Raw genomic sequence first — 16,936 nt, 5'->3', positions numbered from 1 at the left:
CCCATGCATTTGCGCACAGCCGCTCTGTTGAAGGTCGGGTTGCGCGGCCGCATCATTGGTCTAGATTGAGCCCCGCGCATAGCCAAAAAACGACAGGGAGGCCGACATGGACGCCGCAATCGACGCGACCGCCGGTCAGTTTGAGCTCAACGAAGATCAGCTGGCCATCCGCGAAATGGCGGGCAGTTTCGCCGCCGAAAAGGTGGCGCCCTTTGCCCTTGAATGGGACAAGGCCAGGCGCTTCCCCGAGGACGTCATCCGCGAAACCGGCCAGCTCGGCTTCGGCGGCCTCTACGTCAAGGAAGATGTCGGCGGCTCCGCCCTCACCCGTCTCGACGCCGTGCTGGTTTTCGAACAGCTGGCACATGCCTGCCCGGGCTTCTCGTCCTTCATCTCGATCCACAACATGGCCGCGTCGATGATCGACCGCTTCGGCAACGAGGAGCAGCGCCAGCGCCTCCTGCCCAGGCTGACATCGATGGAATGGCTCGCCAGCTATTGCCTGACCGAGCCGGGTTCCGGTTCGGACGCCGCAGCACTCAAGACCAAAGCGGTACGCAGCGGCGGCAACGGCAGCGACTTCGTCGTCAACGGCACCAAGCAGTTCATCTCGGGCGCCGGCGACAGCGACGTCTATGTCGCCATGGTCCGCACCGGTGCCGACGGCCCCAAGGGCATCTCGACGCTGGTCATCCCCAAGGATGCGCCCGGCCTGTCCTTCGGCGCCAACGAGCACAAGATGGGTTGGCATATGCAGTCGACCCGCCAGGTCATCTTCGACGATTGCAAGGTGCCGGCCGAAAACCTGCTTTCCGATGAGGGTGCCGGCTTCGGCATCGCCATGGCTGGCCTCGACGGTGGCAGGCTCAACATTGCCGCCTGCTCTGTCGGCGGCGCCCAGTCGGCGCTGGACAAGGCGCTGGCCTACACCGCCGAGCGAAAGGCCTTCGGCCAGACCATCGACCGCTTCCAGGCGCTGCAGTTCCGCCTCGCCGACATGGAAACCGAACTCCAGGCCGCCCGCCTGTTCCTCTATGCCGCCGCATCAAGGCTCGACCGCAAGGCGCACGACGCCTCGAAATGGTCGGCCATGGCCAAGCGTTTCGTCACCGACACCGGCTTCGACATTGCCAACGACGCCCTGCAGCTGCTCGGCGGCTACGGCTATCTGCACGACTACGGCATCGAGAAGCTGGTGCGTGACCTCAGGGTCCACCAGATCCTCGAAGGCACCAACGAGATCATGCGTGTCATCATCGCCAGGCATCTGATCGGAAAGTAGCGGTCGAGGACAGTAGGGGGACACTCCCATTGCCCCACTGCCTTGTCCCCCTGTTCCCTTACTCCCTACCGCCCTACTCCCTTCCCACTGGAGGAACCAACCAATGACCACCATCGCCTTCATCGGACTGGGCAACATGGGCAACCCCATGGCCGCCAATCTCGTCAAGGCCGGCCACGCGGTGCTCGGCTTCGACCTGATGCCCGAGCATCTCGAGACGGCGCGCAACAACGGCGTCACCGTCATGGCCAATGCCGCCGCCGCCGCCAAGGATGCCGATGTGGTCATCACCATGCTGCCCGCCGGCAAGCATGTGCTTACGGTCTATGAGGACATCGCGCCGAAGCTGAAGAAGGGCGCGCTGCTCATCGATTCCTCGACCATCGACGTCGATTCAGCCCGCAAGGCACATGCGATTGCTGCCAGCAATGGCCTGCTGTCGGTCGACGCGCCGGTCTCGGGCGGCACCGGCGGTGCTGCGGCCGGCACGTTGACCTTCATGGCCGGCGGCGCGCAGGCGGCGTTCGACTTGGCCGAGCCGGTGCTCAAGCCGATGGCCGGACGCATCGTCCATTGCGGCGACGCCGGCGCCGGCCAGGCAGCCAAGATCTGCAACAACATGATCCTCGGCATTTCGATGATCGGCGTTGCCGAGGCCTTCGTGCTCGCTGAAAAGCTCGGCCTGTCGCATCAGGCGCTGTTTGACGTCGCCTCGACCTCCTCGGGCCAGTGCTGGTCGCTGACGTCCTATTGCCCGGTCCCCGGCCCGGTGCCCAATTCGCCGGCCAACCGCGACTACCAGCCCGGCTTTGCCGCAGCCCTGATGCTGAAGGACCTGAAGCTGTCGCAGGAAGCGGCGCAGCAGGCCGGTGCCGTCACTCCGCTCGGCGCCGAGGCAACCCAGCTCTATGCCCTGTTCACGGCTCTCGGCAATGGCGGCACGGACTTCTCCGGCATCATAAGGTTTCTGCGTGGCGATGCGGCCTGATTAATCCAAAAAAGTTCAAAATTTAGGTTTGCTTAAGCTCTCGATAACCACGCGGTAACGATGTCCAGCTAAAACGGTTTGCAAGGGCGGGCTTCGCAGCCGCCTCTGGCTCCGGATCAGGTCTCGCGTACCGGAGCTGTAAACCTTCGCTGGTCAAGCGTCGCGAAGGGCCATGCGTAATAGTGGCAAAGCCGCGTTCCCGTCCGGGACGCGGTTTTTGCGTTGTGCCCACCCCTCATGTCCCGGATTTCGTCGCCAGCCGGCGAAAATTGGCGCGCACGCGCTTGCTGGCCGGCTTCAACGCGGCTGCAACCGACTTTTGCGCGGCAACGCCGTTCAGCACCGATGGCGTGCGGCCCGACAGCACTTCCGGCCAGAACTGCAGCGCCGACTGGAAGTAGGATATCTGCGCCGCCACCATGCCTTCGGCCATGGCGGTCGTCTTTTCGGTTACAGCCGCCAGGCTTTCGCCATGCAGTGGCCCACCCTTGCGCGCTTCGGTCGCCATCATCGGCAACCGCATCGCCATGACCATCGGCGCCAGCATCAGATTGCCGGCAATGGCGCCGGAATGGCGCGAGGCCCTTGCCAATCGTCTATTCTTCATCTCGCGCACTCCGGTTTGCCCGGCCGATTATGCGCGCGAGCTTATTGTGCAGTGCACAATATAAGCCGCGGCACTGTCATGAACAAGCCGATCGCCTCAGTCCCTTGGTTCGAACTGCACGTCCACCGGCGGCCGCAAGCCGTTGGCGAGGCGGTTTGTCTCGTTGGCCATGCCGACAACAGCGAGCAATTCCATCAGCTGGGCTTCACTCATGCCTTTGCTGCGCGCCGCCGCCGTATGGGAGTAGGTGCAATATTCGCAGCCATTGGTCGCCGATACGGCGATATAGATCAGTTCCTTGGTAAGCGGATCGAGCGCGCCGGGCGCCATCACCTCGCGCACCGACTCCCAGGTGCGCTTGAGCAGCGCCGGGTCATGCGCCAGCACCTTCCAGAAATTGTTGATCCAGTCGACCTTCCTGAAAGCCAGGATGTCGTCATAGACGGCGCGGACCGCCTCGCTTGCATCCTCATACTGGATCAAAGGCACGATCGGCTTGCCGCTCATCGTTCGCTCCCGGGGTAGGCCGGGCAGAAATCCCCTGCCCGGCAATCTGGCATCAGGCTTTCCTGAGATCGGCTTCGGCGAGGTCGAGCGCCTTCAGGATACGGTCGCCGGCCATGTCGATGGTGGCGCGAGTCCAGATCAGCGGCGGCGACAGGATCATCGAGTCGCCGGTCGCGCGCATCATCATGCCGTTGGCAATCGCATGGTCGCGCACCACGACCGCGGCACTGCCGCCCGGTGAGAACCGCTCCTTGGTCGCCTTGTCCCTGACGATCTCGATGGCGCCCATCAGGCCCACCGAACGGACTTCGCCGACGAGGCCGTGGCGAGCGATGCGCTCCTTGAGCATCTGGGCGAAATACGGGCCGGTGTCGGTCTTCACCCGCTCGACCAGCCCTTCACGCTCGATGATCTCGATATTCTTGAGCGCCACCGCACAGGCCACCGGGTGCCCGGAATAGGTGTAGCCGTGATAGAACTCACCGCCCTTCTCGACCAGCGTCGAGGCGATACGATCGCCGACCAGCAGCGCCGACAGCGGCTGGTAGCCCGAGGTCAGCGCCTTGGCGGTGGTGATCGTGTCGGCCTCGATGCCGAAGGTCTGGGCCGCAAACCACTCGCCAGTGCGCCCGTAGCCGGTGATGACCTCGTCGAGCATCAGGAGCACGTCATATTTGCGGCAGATGCGCTGGATCTCCGGCCAGTAGCTTGCCGGCGGAATCTTGACGCCGCCCGCCCCCATGATCGGCTCGCCGATGAAGGCGGCGACATTGTCGGCGCCGGCCTCCAGGATCGCATCCTCGACCGACCTGGCGGCGCGCAGGCCGAAATCATCATCGCTCTCGCCTGGAAGCGCCAGTTCATAGGCGTAGGGCATCATCACATGGACGATGTTGGGCACGGCACCGCCAAGCTGCTGGTGCATGCCCTCCATGCCGCCGAGCGATGTGCCGGCGACGGTCGAGCCGTGATAGGCCATCTTGCGCGAGATGATGCGGTTCTTCTCGGGCTTGCCCTCGAGCGCCCAGTAGTGGCGCACCAGGCGGAGCGCCGTGTCGTTCGATTCCGAACCCGACGATCCGTAGAACACCTGGTTGATGTTCCTGGGCGCCAGTTCCGCGAGCTTCTTCGACAGCAGCACCGGCGTCGGCGTCGAGCATTTGAAGAAGGAATTGTAGTAGGGCATTTCCTTCATCTGGGCGTAGGCCGCTTCGGCCAGTTCGTCGCGGCCGTAGCCGACATTGACGCACCACAGGCCGGCCATGCCGTCGAGCAGTTCGGTGCCTTCCGAATCGTAGATGAACGGCCCTTCGGCGTGGGTGATCATGCGCGAGCCCGCCTCGCGCAGTTCCTTGTGGTCGGTGAACGGGTGGAGATGATGCGCGGCGTCGATCTGCTGAAGCTGCTTCAGCGAATAGTTCTGATAAGTCATTGGCTTGTGCCTTTCTCTTGAATCGATCCGGCAGGCGCCGGGGCGGATTCGAGTTCAGGCGGGCGGCGAGTAGCCAATGCGTGCGCAAAGCCGCAGAAGCTCGGTGTGCCGCGTCCGCGGCGACGGCTTCGATGCGGCGTCCGCTGCCGGGGTATGAGCATGAAATGCGCACATGCCGGCACTCTAACCCGGCGTTTCGCCAATCTACAAGCGCCGGCCACAAGTGCTGGAAAAATCCTCTCCTGCGCCTCATGGCGGGAATAGATCGGCGATGGCAAGCGTTGACTGCCCGTGTGGCCGGCATTTTGCGGCCAACCCAGGGAGAACCATCATGAAGACCGTACTGTCCGCATTCGCCCTCCTGCTTGCGAGTTCAGCCCTCTCCTTCGCCGCCGAACCGGCCAAGATCGCCGAAGGCGCCGGCGGCAAGATGTACACCGACGCCAACGGCATGACGCTCTACACCTATGACAAGGACAGCGCCGGCAAGTCGGCCTGCAATGGCGACTGTGCCGTCAACTGGCCGCCGCTGATGGCTGCGGCCGACGCCAAGGACGAAGGCGACTGGACCGTCGTCACCCGCGACGACGGCTCCAAGATGTGGGCCTATGAAGGCAAGCCGCTCTACACCTTCGTCCAGGACAAAAAGGCCGGCGACGTCACCGGCGAGGGCAAGGGCGGCGTCTGGCACATCGCCAAGGCCGACTGACCTTTTGCTGCGCGACGGGGCCACCTCGTCGCGCAGCCCGCCCCAGTCCGCCCCCGCCCTAATCCGTCCTGTGGCGCCGGACTGCAGCGCGATAGAAGGCGAAGGCCAGCAGGGTGACATTCAGGCTCGCCAGCACCGCCGGCAGCCCGATCGGGCCGAAAGTCTGCATCACCAGCCCCGAACTTGGCGGCCCGACAATGCCGCCCATGCCCCACATCAGCGCAAACGCCGCGTTGCCGGCGACGAGCACACTGCCGTTGAAGCGGTTGCCGAGTTCGACCAGTGCCATGGTGTAGACGCCATAGCCCACGGCCCCCATCACCACGAGCACGGGCCAGATCAGCCTCGTCTCGATCAGCAGCGGCAAAAGCACGGCGCAGATGGCCGTCACCGCGGCGCAAAACAGGATCATGGCACGGCCGCCGACCCGTTCCGCCATCAGGCCAAGCGGAATTTGCAGCAGGATGTTGCCCATCGACAGTGCCGTCAGCATCGCGGCGAGCATGGCTTCGGGCAGCCCGTGGCCGGCGCCGAAAACCGGCAGCAGCGAATAGGTGCTTTGCTGGTTGGCCGCCGACACGAGCACGGCAAACAGCAGCGCCGGCGCGAGCGCCGCAAAGCCAAGCACACCGCCCTTGGACTGGCCGTCATCCTCGAAGCCCGACAGATCCGACAAGATGCGCAGGACGGTGGCACAGGCGAGGAAGCCGACGATTGCAATGACGAAAGGCGTCCAGCCTGCGGTGCCGACGAAGGTCAGCACCAGCGGCCCGCTGGCATAACCGACCCCCATCAGCGTGTTGAACACGCCCATGACGCGCCCGCGCCGCGACGGCGGGGCCATCGACAGCGCCCACACCTCGCCGAGGATGTAGAGCGGGTTGATGACCACCCCGATCATGAAGCGCAGGACGAACCAGGCGAACCAGTCCTGGAGATAGCCGATGAGCAGGAAGCAGATGGCAGCCGCGATCGAGCAGCCGACCGCCAGGTTTCTCGCCCCGACGAGGCGCACGGCCCAAGGCACGAAGGCGGCGGAGGCGATCAGGCCCAGCGGCATCATCGCCGCCGACAGGCCGATCATCGCCGGCGGCATGCCCTGTTTCTGCATCAGCAACGAAAACAGCGGATAGCTCAGCCCTTGCGCTGCGCCAAACATCGCAAGTGCTGCGGTGACGCCGACAAGCGGTGCCCACCTGAGAGGCGGTTCGGCGGCGGTGGAAGCGGGAGAGGTCAAAGCAGTCACCAGGAGAATCGAATGACGGCGATCCTATAGATGATGCGCCCTGTGCCGGATGCCTCACCACGACGGAGAACGTCGGTCCAGTCCCAATCGGTCGCTGTCCCCACGGCACCCGTCGACGATGTCGTTTCCCTCGCGCTACTTGTCGCCACCTCCGCAATGAGCAGCACTGCCCCGGTCCATTATGCCTCCCGACACTGAAGCTTGCCGTGAGGATTCCATGACCGTGGCCCTGCAAACAGCCGAACAGGCTCCTGCCTCCGACCGCGCTCGACGCGGCGGTCGTGCCGGCAAGCGCGCCGGCGGCGCCCAGGCATTCGAGCAGCCGCCTTTCCGCCAGCTCAAGATCCCGTTTGCACCGACCAGGCTGATCTCCGACGACGAGCTGGAGTCCATCCACCTTGCCTCATTGCGGGTGCTCAAGGAGATCGGCGTCGACGTGCTGCACGACGAGGCACGCCGCATCATGAAGGCACATGGCGCCGACGTGCGCGACGGCACCGAGCGCGTCCGCTTCGATTCCGACATGATCCTCGAGTTGATCTCGCATGCACCGGCCGAGTTCACCCTGCATGCCCGCAATCCGGCCCACAATGTGCGCTTCGGCGGCAACAATCTCGTCATTTCGCAGATGGCGTCGGCGCCCAACTGTTCCGATCTCGATCGTGGCCGTCGCCCGGGCAACCAGGCCGACTACCGCAACTTCCTCAAGCTCGCCCAGATGCACAACATTTTGCAGACGACGGGCGGCTATCCTGTCGAACCGGTGGACATCCATCCCTCGATCCGCCATCTCGAATGCATCCGCGATCTGGCGACTTTGACCGACAAGGTGTTTCACATCTATTCGCTCGGCAAGGAGCGCAACGTCGACGGCATCGAGATCACCCGCATCGCCCGCGGCATTTCCCGCGAGCAGATGATGGTGGAGCCCTCGGTCTACACCATCATCAACACCAACTCGCCACTGAAGCTCGACGTGCCGATGATGGAAGGCATCATCCAGATGTCGTCGATGGGCCAGGTGGTGATCGTCACCCCCTTCACCCTGTCAGGTGCGATGGCGCCCGTCACCATCGCTGGCGCCCTGGTGCAGCAGAATGCCGAGGCGCTCTCCGGCCTCGCCTTCACCCAGATGGTCAGGAAGGGCGCGCCGGTCGGCTATGGCGGTTTCACCTCCAACGTCGACATGAAATCGGGCGCCCCGGCCTTCGGCACGCCCGAATACATGAAGGCCCAGCTTGTCGGCGGCCAGCTCGCCCGCCGCTACAACATCCCCTACCGCACCTCCAATGTCTGCGCTGCCAACGCCGTCGACGCTCAGGCAGCCTATGAGAGCGTCTTCTCCTTGTGGGGCGCGATCCAGGGCGGCGCCAACTTCATGTTGCACGGCGCCGGCTGGCTCGAGGGCGGCCTTCGCTGCTCCTACGAGAAGATGATCCTCGACATCGACCTGCTGCAGATGGTGGCCGAGTTCCTGACCCCGCTGGACCTGTCGGAAGACGCGCTCGCCGTCGACGCGATCCGCGACGTCGGCCCCGGCGGCCACTTCTTCGGCACCGCGCACACCCAGTCGCGCTACAAGAATGCCTTCTATTCGCCCATCATCTCCGACTGGCGCAATTTCGAGACCTGGGCCGAGGCCGGCAGCCCGACGGCGGTGGAAAAGGCAAATCGCGTCTGGAAGGAGCGCCTCGCCTCCTACGAGGAGCCCTGGATGGACCCCGCCATCCGCGAAGAGCTCAACGCCTTCGTCGACAAGCGCAAGGCCGAAGGCGGCGCCCCGACCGACTTCTGATCGCCATCAAGCCGATTCAATTTCTTACAACTCGGACATAACCTTATGAAATCCCATGTGAAAGCAGTTGTCATCGGCGGCGGCGTTGTGGGCTGCTCGGTGGTGTATCACCTCGCCCGCGCCGGCTGGACCGACATCATGCTGATCGAGCGCTCGGAGCTCACCTCCGGCTCGTCCTGGCACGCCGCCGGCGGCTTCCACACGCTCAACGGCGACCCCAACGTCGCCAAGCTGCAGGCCTACACCGTCCAGCTCTACAAGGAGCTGGAGGAGATTTCCGGCCAGTCCTGCTCGCTGCACCTGACCGGCGGCGTCATGCTTGCCGACAGCCCCGAGCGCATGGACTTCCTGCGCCTGGCCCATGCCAAGGGCCGTTATCTCGGCATGGACACCGAACTCATCACGCCGTCCGAAGCCAAGAAGATGTTCCCGCTGATGGACGAAAAGCACTTCGTCGGCGCGATGTGGGATCCCGTCGAAGGCCATCTCGACCCGTCAGGCACAACCCATGCCTACGCCAAGGCGGCGAAGAAGCTCGGCGCCGAGATCGTGCTGCGCAACCCGGTCAAGGAACTGACGCAGGATCCCGACGGCACCTGGAACGTCGTTACCGAGCAGGGCACCGTCAGGGCAGAGCACGTGGTCAACTGCGGTGGCCTGTGGGCGCGCGAGGTCGGCCGTATGGTCGGCGTCGAGCTGCCGGTCCTGGCCATGGAGCACATGTACCTGCTGACCGAGCCGATGCCGGAGGTCGAGGCCTTCAACAAGGAAACCGGCCGGGAAATGATCGGCGTGCTCGATTTCAAGGGCGAGATCTACACGCGCCAGGAACGCAACGGCATCCTGCTTGGCACCTATGAGAAGGCCTGCAAGCCGTGGTCGCCTGTCAACACGCCGTGGGATTTCGGACATGAACTGCTCGCGCCCGACCTCGACCGCATCGCGCCGTCGCTGGAAATCGGCTTCCAGCATTTCCCCGGCATCGCCAACGCCGGCATCAAGCAGGTCATCAACGGACCCTTCACCTTCGCGCCCGACGGAAACCCGCTGGTTGGCCCGGTCCAGGGCCTGACCAATTTCTGGGTCGCCTGCGGCGTCATGGCCGGTTTCAGCCAGGGCGGCGGTGTCGGCCTCGCTCTGTCGAACTGGATGGTCAACGGCGACCCGGGCTTCGACGTCTGGGGCATGGATGTCGCGCGCTGGGGCGAATGGGCCAGCCTGCGCTACACCAACGCCAAGGTGCGCGAAAACTACTCGCGCCGCTTCTCGATCCGTTTTCCGAATGAAGAACTGCCCGCCGCCAGGCCGGCCCAGACCACCCCGCTCTACGACACCATGGTCGCCAACAATGCCGTCATGGGCGACAGCTGGGGCCTGGAAACGCCGTTGTGGTTTGCTCCGAAGGGTACAGAGCCCAAGGACATCGTCTCCTTCCACCGCTCCAACGATTTCGAGCATATCGGCAATGAGGTTCGCGCCACACGCGACCGCGTCGGCGTGACCGAGATCGCCAATTTCGCCAAATACGAAGTGTCGGGCCCGGCATCGGAGGATTTCCTCAACCGGCTGATGACCAACCGCATGCCGAAGAACGGCCGCATCGTGCTGACGCCGATGCTGAACGAGTTCGGCCGGCTGATCGGCGACTTCACGATTGCCAAGACTGGCGACGACACGTTCATGATCTGGGGCTCGTCGGCGGCGCAGAAGTATCACATGCGCTGGTTTGAACAGCACCTGCCCAAGGACGGATCGGTGCGCATCCACCGCTTCGACCAGACCCTCGTCGGCCTGTCGATTGCAGGCCCGAAGTCGCAGGCGCTGCTGGCCAAGCTGGTCGACGAGGACGTCTCCAGCAAGGCCTTCCGCTTCATGGATTTTCGCGAGATGGCCGTCGGAGGTGCGCCCTGCATGGTCAACCGCATCACCTATACCGGCGACCTCGGCTACGAGATCTGGATGGCGCCTGCCTACCAGCGCCTCGTCTACAAGGCGATCAAGGACGCCGGCGAAGAGTTCGGCATCGTCGATTTCGGCATGCGGGCACTTTTGTCGATGCGCCTAGAAAAGAACTTCCCGACCTGGTTCCGCGAGCTTCGCCCGATCTATGGGCCGTTCGAGGGTTCGATGGAGCGCTTCATCAAGCTCGAAAAGAACGACTTCATCGGCCGCGAGGCAGCCGCCAGGGAGCACGCCGAGGGGCCAAAGCTGCGCCGTGTCTCCTTCTATGTCGATGCGCAGGACGCCGACGTGATGGGCGACGAGCCGATCTGGGCCAAGGTCGGCGCCAAGGATTTCGGCACGATCGAAAAGCCGCACGGCTATGGTGCGCCGCGCTTCGATGAGACTGGCAAGGAAGTGCGCGGTTCGGACGCCGCCACCGGCGCATCCGCGGTGCGCGGCATCGTCGACGGCGACTGGCGTGTGGTCGGCTGGGTGACGTCGGGCGGCTATGCCCATTATGTCGAGAAGTCGATGGCCCAAGGCTATGTGCCAGCTGCGCTTGCCGAAAACGAAGCGGAAGGTCTGTTCGAGATCGAGATCCTCGGCCACCGCCGTCCCGCCCGCATCAATGTCGAGCCGCCGTTTGATCCGAGCGGTGACAAGATGCGGGGGTAGTTCGGCTCCAAGCAAGAGACTGGGAACGCACATGCTCTACGTTGCCCCCCTCTGTCGTGCCGGACATCTCCCCCACAAGGGGGGAGATTGGCTGTCAGATGCCTCTCGCCCGAATTCGAGCGATCCAAGAAGAGCGCCAAAACCTCAACTGCTGATCTCCCCCCTTGTGGGGGAGATGTCCGGCACGACAGAGGGGGGCGCGAAAGGACCACACATTCGGCCACTTGCGGGGCATTGCTGATGGATACCCCTGCAAAAGGCAATTTCGGCCGCCACCGCAAGATCATGCCGTTCGAGCCGGGTTCCGCGGACGATTTGCGCGCGCAGGCACGCACCAAGGCGGCTGGGCTCAACAGCCACGTTCTGGGTTATGGAGCGCAGGCCGAGGCCGAATGGGCGGCGGCAGGCATTGCGGCACCTGACATGCCGGCCCTGCGAAAATACCGGCTGGAGCGCATCCGCGCCGAGCTCGCGCGGCGCGGCTACGCCGGCGCCCTGCTCTACGATCCCGTCAACATCCGCTACGCCACCGATTCCACCAACATGCAGCTGTGGGTGGCGCACAACCCGACCCGTCACTGCTTCGTCGCCACAGACGGCCCGGTGGTGCTGTTCGACTATTTTTCCTGCGAGCACCTGTCCGATCATTCCGGCGTCGTCAACGAGGTTCGCCCGGCAGTGTCGTGGATGTATCTCTACAGTGGCGAACTGACGGAGATGAAGGTCGAGCGTTGGGCGCAAGGCATCGCCGATGTCGTTCGCCAGCACGGCGGCGGCATCACGCGTATTGCCGTCGACCATCTCGACCATGAGGGCGTCGACGCTCTGGCACGGCATGGCATTTCGGTCGGCAATGGCGAGGCGGTGATGGAGAACGCCCGGCTGATCAAGTCGCCTGACGAAATCCTCTGCATGCGTCGTTCGATCGTCGCCTGCGAAGCGGCGATGGGCGAGATGGAAGCGGCGCTCCGGCCGGGCATCTCCGAGAACGAACTCTGGGCCGAACTGCATCGCGGCAACATCGCCCGCGGCGGCGAATGGATCGAAACACGGCTCCTGGCATCCGGACCGCGCACCAATCCCTGGTTCCAGGAGTGCTCCTCGCGCGTGGTCGAGGCAGGCGAGCTCGTCGCCTTCGACACCGACCTGATCGGGCCCTACGGCTTCTGCGCCGACCTGTCGCGCACCTGGCTGTGCGGTGACGGCGCGCCGACCGACGAGCAGCGCGACCTCTACAGGACTGCCGCCGAACAGATCGCCTACAATACGGCGCTGCTCAGGCCCGGCCTCGGTTTCCGTGAACTGGTGGAACGCGCGGCCGTGCCGCCGCCCGACTGCTTCGCGGCACGTTATGGCGTGCTGTTTCACGGCGTCGGCCTGGCCGACGAATATCCCACCCTGCCCCACGCCTCGGACTGGACGGCCGATACGCCGGACGGCGTGCTCGAGCCCGGCATGGTGGTCTGCGTCGAGAGCTATATCGGCCGCCTCGGCGGGCATGACGGCGTCAAGCTCGAGGAGCAGATCCTGATCACGGAAAGCGGATACGAACAACTGTCGAGTTACCCGCTCGACAAGCGCCTGCTCGGCTAGGCGCGCCCCAAGCCCCGGCTTTCTGTTCGAGATCTTCCATCGGCGAAGAACAATTGATCGGCAGATGAAATCGCTCGCCGGCGACTTTACTGCGATGGTGCAAGATCACTGGCCTGCCGGATTTGGTGTGGACAGGAGCGTTCGCGAGTGGCTTCCGCCGCAAGCTGCACCGATAGTGAAAATGGGCCTGAAACGGCGCCCTTTTTCTTTATCAGATCGGATCGCATATGACGCACTTCTATCGGATTGGCCTTTCGGGCCTCGCCCTGGCCGGCGGTCTCGCCTCGAATGCATCAGCGGCGTCGGCGCAGCCGCTGGCCCCCAAAGTGCTTGTTATAACGATGTTCGGAGGCGAAGCAAAACCATGGCTCGAGGGCCGCAAGCTGGAGACCAGACTAACAATTCCGGGCTTCGCCAAGGAGTATCCGGAACTTGCCTGTGACGCTGCCGGCCTGTGCGTCATGACGACGGCGATGGGTTATGCCAACGCGGCCAGCTCGGTTTCAGCGCTCGTCTACAGCGGTCTTGTCGACCTCAAGCAGAGCTACATCGTGATTGCCGGCATTGCCGGCGTCGATCCCAGCGATGGCACGCTGGGTTCGGCACATTGGGCGCGTTATGCCGTCGATGCCGGCCTGCGCCACGAAATCGATCCGCGCCAGATTCCCGCCGACTGGCCTGATGGCGTGGTCGGGCTGGGCGCCAAGCGCCCCGGCGAAAAGCCGAGCTGGGGATCGGCAACCGAGGTTTACCAGCTCAACGAACAGCTTCTGCAAAAGGCATTTGCCCTGACCAGGAGCGTCGAACTTGCCGACAGCCCCGAAGCGAAGGCCTATCGCGTGGCCTACGCGACAGCACCGGGCAGCGCCGCCCCTGAGGTCAGCATCTGTGACACGCTGTCCACCGACACCTACTGGCATGGCTCAATGACGGCCAGAAGCATGGGCGATTGGGTATCGTTGCTGACCGAGGGCAAGGGCAACTATTGCACGACCCAGATGGAGGACAACGCCTCGCTGACGGCGCTGCGGCGCGGCGCCGATGCCGGCCTGCTCGATTTCGACCGCATCGCCTTGCTGCGCACGGCATCTAACTTCGATCGCGAACCCGCCGGCATGAGCCCCATCGATTCGCTGAGCGCCAAGTCGGGCGGTTTTGGCCCGGCAGCCACCAACGCCTATCGTGTCGGCGCAGCCTTTGCAGATGCGGTCACCGGCGATTGGACGAAATGGGAAAAGGGCGTTCCGTCCGAATAGGCCCGAAAGAGCGAGGCAGGGCGGGCGGTTCAGGCCGCCCGCCCTGTTCAAAATGCGGCGTTCAAAGTGCGGCCTGGCTCAGCGCCAGGTTCAGCAACGTCACCGAAACGGGAGGCGTGTTTAGCCCGGTGATGTAAGGCAAACCCTTGCGCTTTGCCGTCCAGCCGATGATCACGACGTCCTGGGCAGCCGGCTCGAAGCGCTGTGCCAGCGCCCAGCTCCGGCAATCGATGGTCGCCACGTCGGCCCGGCCTTCGGCAATCGAGACGATCGATGCGCGATGGCCGCCGCTTTCGATCCGTTCGGAAAAAATCCGCAACCCTTCGCCCATGGCGGCAAGATCGCGCGAAATACCGATGAAGCCCGACATCGAATCGTGGCTGTTGAAGGCAAGGCGCTTGTCACGGATCAGATCGAGCGGAATGAGCGTCGCGTCGCCATCAGGCGCATGCGCATGATCGGCGGTCACGGATCCGCGCCGCACGACGATGGCGCTGGAATAGAGTTCGCCACGACCGCCTTCGATGCCATCATAGTTCGGCTGGCCAATCACCTTGACCTGAGCCGCAAGGCCCGTGCTTTCCATCGGCCCCCAGCAGGTCTGGCCGAACAGCAATTGGGGATGCCGCCACAGCGTCGGCAGGTCGAATTCTTCGGGCGGCAGCGTAGCCGGATCGGGCGCGATCACCGTAGCCGATGCGTCGCGAATACCACCTGGAACCGCCGGCAGTTCGGCATTGCGCCTGACAAGGCGTTCCGGCGCGTCCAGACCAAGCTGACGCAATGCCGTTCGCAACCTTGCCCATTGCGCATCGACCTCGTCGTGCATCTCGGGCCAGTCATACATGGGCAGTGCGGCGATGAACCCTGCTTCGGAACTATCTGATTTCATTGTTCTTTCTGTTGATTTTTGTGGAGCCACACTCGCATCATTTCGCATTTCGATGTGATTTCCGCCACATGGTTGCATATTCCTGCGCATTGGGTATTACAAAGTACCACTTCAGGGAGGCGTGTAACACTGTGGGAACTATCCTCGCTCGCAAACGCTCGGACGGCACCACCGCCTATATGGGCAAGGTCGTGCTGAAGCGCGACGGTACGATCATCCATAAAGAAAGCAAGACCTTCGATCGTCGAGCCGCCGCCGTCGTCTGGCTCGCCAAGCGGGAAACGGAGATCCGCGAGAAGGGCCCGGTTAAGCCAACGTCGAGCGTGACGGTTGCCAAGGCGATCGACACCTACATCGCCGACAGCCGGAAGAAGCTCGGCCGCACGAAGACGCAAGTCCTGAAGTCGATCAAGGAATACGAGTTCGCCAAGCTGGCATGCGCCGCGGTGACATCGCAGGAGATCGTGAAGTTCGCCCAGGAACTCGCCCTCGACAAGCAGCCCACGACCGTCAGCAATTACCTGTCACACCTCGGATCAGTGTTCGCCGTCGCCGGGCCGGCGTGGAATATCCCCCTCGACACCGAGGCCATGCGATCCGCGCGCGTTGTCCTTGCCCGGCTCGGCATCGTCGGCCGATCGAACCGGAGGGACAAGCGCCCTGCCCTCGACGAACTCGACCGCCTCATGACGCACTTCGCCGGCAGAAAGGCGGAAGCCATCCCCATGGCGAAGATCGTCGCGTTCGCTCTGTTCTCGACCCGGCGCCAGGAGGAGATAACCCGCATCAAGTGGACTGACCTCGACGAGAAGCACAGCCGCGTGTTGGTGCGCGACATGAAAGACCCCTCCGAAAAATCCGGCAATGATGTCTGGTGCGATCTGCCCGAGCCGGCGCTCAGGATCATCCAGTCGATGCCGCGCACTGGCGAGAGGATATTCCCCTACAAGCCAGACAGCATTGCATTTGCGTTCAGAGACGCCCGCGATCTGCTGCAGATCCACGACCTGAGATTTCACGACCTCAGGCACGAGGGAATATCGAGGCTGTTCGAGATGGGGTTGAACATCCCTCACGTCGCCACCGTCAGCGGGCATCGCTCCTGGCAGAACCTGAAGCGGTACACCCACATCCGACAGAGCGGCGACAAATACGAGGGCTGGAAGTGGCTAGACGCGGTTACACAGCCGCTGCAGCCGTAGCATAAGCCTCGGCGCGCTGCTTATTCTGGCGCGCCTTCACCAACACGACGACGGCGATCGCGACTGCAGCCACGAGAACGGCAGCGGCAACCCACCCGGCGCCGTTCAGGGCCGCATCGCCGCCACTCACGACCGCACCACCGCCAGCCGCCGTGCCGCCCGTCTTGCCCTGCTGCTTCGCAGTCTTGCTGGCCTGCTCTGCCTCGCCATTGAGGATTTCCCTCTGACGGTCGGGCTCGGCCGTCGTGGCGTGACGAAGCCACATAGCGACCGCCTTGGCCTCGACATCGGCGATGCGCCGCGACCAGCCCTTGCCGAACACCTTGAACGTCGACAGCCCTTGCACGAAGCCCAGGCGCTTGGCGCAGAACTTCTGGATTATGGTCTTGCCGACCATGCCCTTGACGGCTTTCACCGTTCCCGACCCGATCTTGCCATCCTGAGCCACGCCAGCGACGGACTGCAGATACTTCGCGGTGCGAGACGGCCCTGAGTTCACACCGAAGTCGAACACAACCAGGTCGACGCCATACGGCAGATCGTCGCCGCGAACAGGCGTCCAATAGCCGTCGCGGTAGATGCTCTGGATTTCCTTGTCAGAGATCGCGCGGAGATCGGCCTTCGACGCGCCCGGTCGATACTTGCGATAAACGGCGAGCGTGACACCTTTCATGGTCGCGCCGCCGGGGTCTTTTGGGTGGTCGGCCCACCCGCCCTCATATGCCAGAGTGACCGGCAGACACGCCGCGAGATTGCCCTTCGCCATATTCGCCTCTCCAAAAATCGATGTTGCGATTTATGCCACACT

At 63.8% G+C, this 16,936-nt stretch carries 14 protein-coding genes; 8 read left to right on the top strand and 6 right to left on the bottom strand.

The features are described from left to right. The first annotated feature begins 106 nt into the window (after positions 1 to 106). Together HNQ95_RS03380 and mmsB are read left to right on the top strand one after the other, a co-directional pair. Positions 107 to 1,282, top strand: coding sequence for an isobutyryl-CoA dehydrogenase (locus tag HNQ95_RS03380; RefSeq protein ID WP_067961029.1), 1,176 nt, complete (start codon positions 107 to 109; stop codon positions 1,280 to 1,282). A 103-nt stretch (positions 1,283 to 1,385) separates the two neighbouring features. Beyond that, positions 1,386 to 2,270: a 3-hydroxyisobutyrate dehydrogenase gene (mmsB, locus tag HNQ95_RS03375; protein ID WP_154383929.1), complete on the top strand. Its 885-nt coding sequence runs from the start codon at positions 1,386 to 1,388 to the stop codon at positions 2,268 to 2,270. A gap of 235 nt (positions 2,271 to 2,505) precedes the next feature. Here mmsB and HNQ95_RS03370 read toward each other — a convergent pair whose 3' ends face one another. The 3 genes from HNQ95_RS03370 to HNQ95_RS03360 all read right to left on the bottom strand — a co-directional run bounded on the left by HNQ95_RS03370 (position 2,506) and on the right by HNQ95_RS03360 (position 4,816). Continuing rightward, positions 2,506 to 2,877 (bottom strand): hypothetical protein, encoded by a 372-nt coding sequence (locus HNQ95_RS03370; RefSeq protein ID WP_067961021.1) that lies wholly within the window; start codon positions 2,875 to 2,877, stop codon positions 2,506 to 2,508. Between the two features lie 96 nt (positions 2,878 to 2,973). Next, the gene (locus HNQ95_RS03365) at positions 2,974 to 3,384 is read right to left on the bottom strand and encodes a carboxymuconolactone decarboxylase family protein (protein ID WP_067961019.1); all 411 of its coding nucleotides are present in this window, start codon (positions 3,382 to 3,384) and stop codon (positions 2,974 to 2,976) included. A 52-nt stretch (positions 3,385 to 3,436) separates the two neighbouring features. Beyond that, positions 3,437 to 4,816: an aspartate aminotransferase family protein gene (locus HNQ95_RS03360; protein WP_067961017.1), complete on the bottom strand. Its 1,380-nt coding sequence runs from the start codon at positions 4,814 to 4,816 to the stop codon at positions 3,437 to 3,439. A gap of 331 nt (positions 4,817 to 5,147) precedes the next feature. Between HNQ95_RS03360 and HNQ95_RS03355 the strand changes: the two genes are divergently transcribed. Then, the gene (locus HNQ95_RS03355; protein ID WP_067961015.1) at positions 5,148 to 5,525 is read left to right on the top strand and encodes a COG4315 family predicted lipoprotein; all 378 of its coding nucleotides are present in this window, start codon (positions 5,148 to 5,150) and stop codon (positions 5,523 to 5,525) included. A gap of 58 nt (positions 5,526 to 5,583) precedes the next feature. Here the strand turns inward: HNQ95_RS03355 and HNQ95_RS03350 are convergent, their stop codons facing one another. Further along, positions 5,584 to 6,684, bottom strand: coding sequence for an MFS transporter (locus HNQ95_RS03350; protein WP_246340561.1), 1,101 nt, complete (start codon positions 6,682 to 6,684; stop codon positions 5,584 to 5,586). Positions 6,685 to 6,988: 304 nt separating this feature from the next. On the opposite strand from HNQ95_RS03350, the gene HNQ95_RS03345 reads away from it, so the two are divergent. From HNQ95_RS03345 to HNQ95_RS03330, 4 genes are all read left to right on the top strand, one after another. Beyond that, on the top strand, positions 6,989 to 8,566 hold the full coding sequence (locus HNQ95_RS03345; protein WP_067961012.1) for a trimethylamine methyltransferase family protein: 1,578 nt from the start codon (positions 6,989 to 6,991) through the stop codon (positions 8,564 to 8,566). 45 nt (positions 8,567 to 8,611) lie between these two features. Further along, on the top strand, positions 8,612 to 11,185 hold the full coding sequence (locus HNQ95_RS03340) for a GcvT family protein (RefSeq protein WP_182573393.1): 2,574 nt from the start codon (positions 8,612 to 8,614) through the stop codon (positions 11,183 to 11,185). A gap of 240 nt (positions 11,186 to 11,425) precedes the next feature. Next, the gene (locus HNQ95_RS03335; protein WP_067961008.1) at positions 11,426 to 12,778 is read left to right on the top strand and encodes a M24 family metallopeptidase; all 1,353 of its coding nucleotides are present in this window, start codon (positions 11,426 to 11,428) and stop codon (positions 12,776 to 12,778) included. Between the two features lie 227 nt (positions 12,779 to 13,005). Continuing rightward, a complete protein-coding gene (locus HNQ95_RS03330) occupies positions 13,006 to 14,034 on the top strand; it encodes a purine-nucleoside phosphorylase (RefSeq protein ID WP_067961006.1) in 1,029 nt (342 codons plus the stop codon). 61 nt (positions 14,035 to 14,095) lie between these two features. Here the strand turns inward: HNQ95_RS03330 and HNQ95_RS03325 are convergent, their stop codons facing one another. Next, positions 14,096 to 14,926 (bottom strand): phosphate/phosphite/phosphonate ABC transporter substrate-binding protein, encoded by an 831-nt coding sequence (locus tag HNQ95_RS03325; RefSeq protein ID WP_246340541.1) that lies wholly within the window; start codon positions 14,924 to 14,926, stop codon positions 14,096 to 14,098. A 131-nt stretch (positions 14,927 to 15,057) separates the two neighbouring features. Between HNQ95_RS03325 and HNQ95_RS03320 the strand changes: the two genes are divergently transcribed. After that, a complete protein-coding gene (locus HNQ95_RS03320) occupies positions 15,058 to 16,128 on the top strand; it encodes a site-specific integrase (RefSeq protein WP_182573525.1) in 1,071 nt (356 codons plus the stop codon). Here HNQ95_RS03320 and HNQ95_RS03315 read toward each other — a convergent pair. Then, positions 16,106 to 16,894, bottom strand: coding sequence for a glycoside hydrolase family 108 protein (locus HNQ95_RS03315; RefSeq protein WP_182573394.1), 789 nt, complete (start codon positions 16,892 to 16,894; stop codon positions 16,106 to 16,108). The genes HNQ95_RS03320 and HNQ95_RS03315 overlap by 23 nt on opposite strands. Between the last annotated feature and the right edge of the window lie 42 nt (positions 16,895 to 16,936).

The sequence above is a fragment of the Aminobacter ciceronei genome, assembly GCF_014138625.1.
GTDB lineage: Bacteria > Pseudomonadota > Alphaproteobacteria > Rhizobiales > Rhizobiaceae > Aminobacter > Aminobacter ciceronei.
This window is presented reverse-complemented; position numbering and strand designations above follow the sequence as displayed.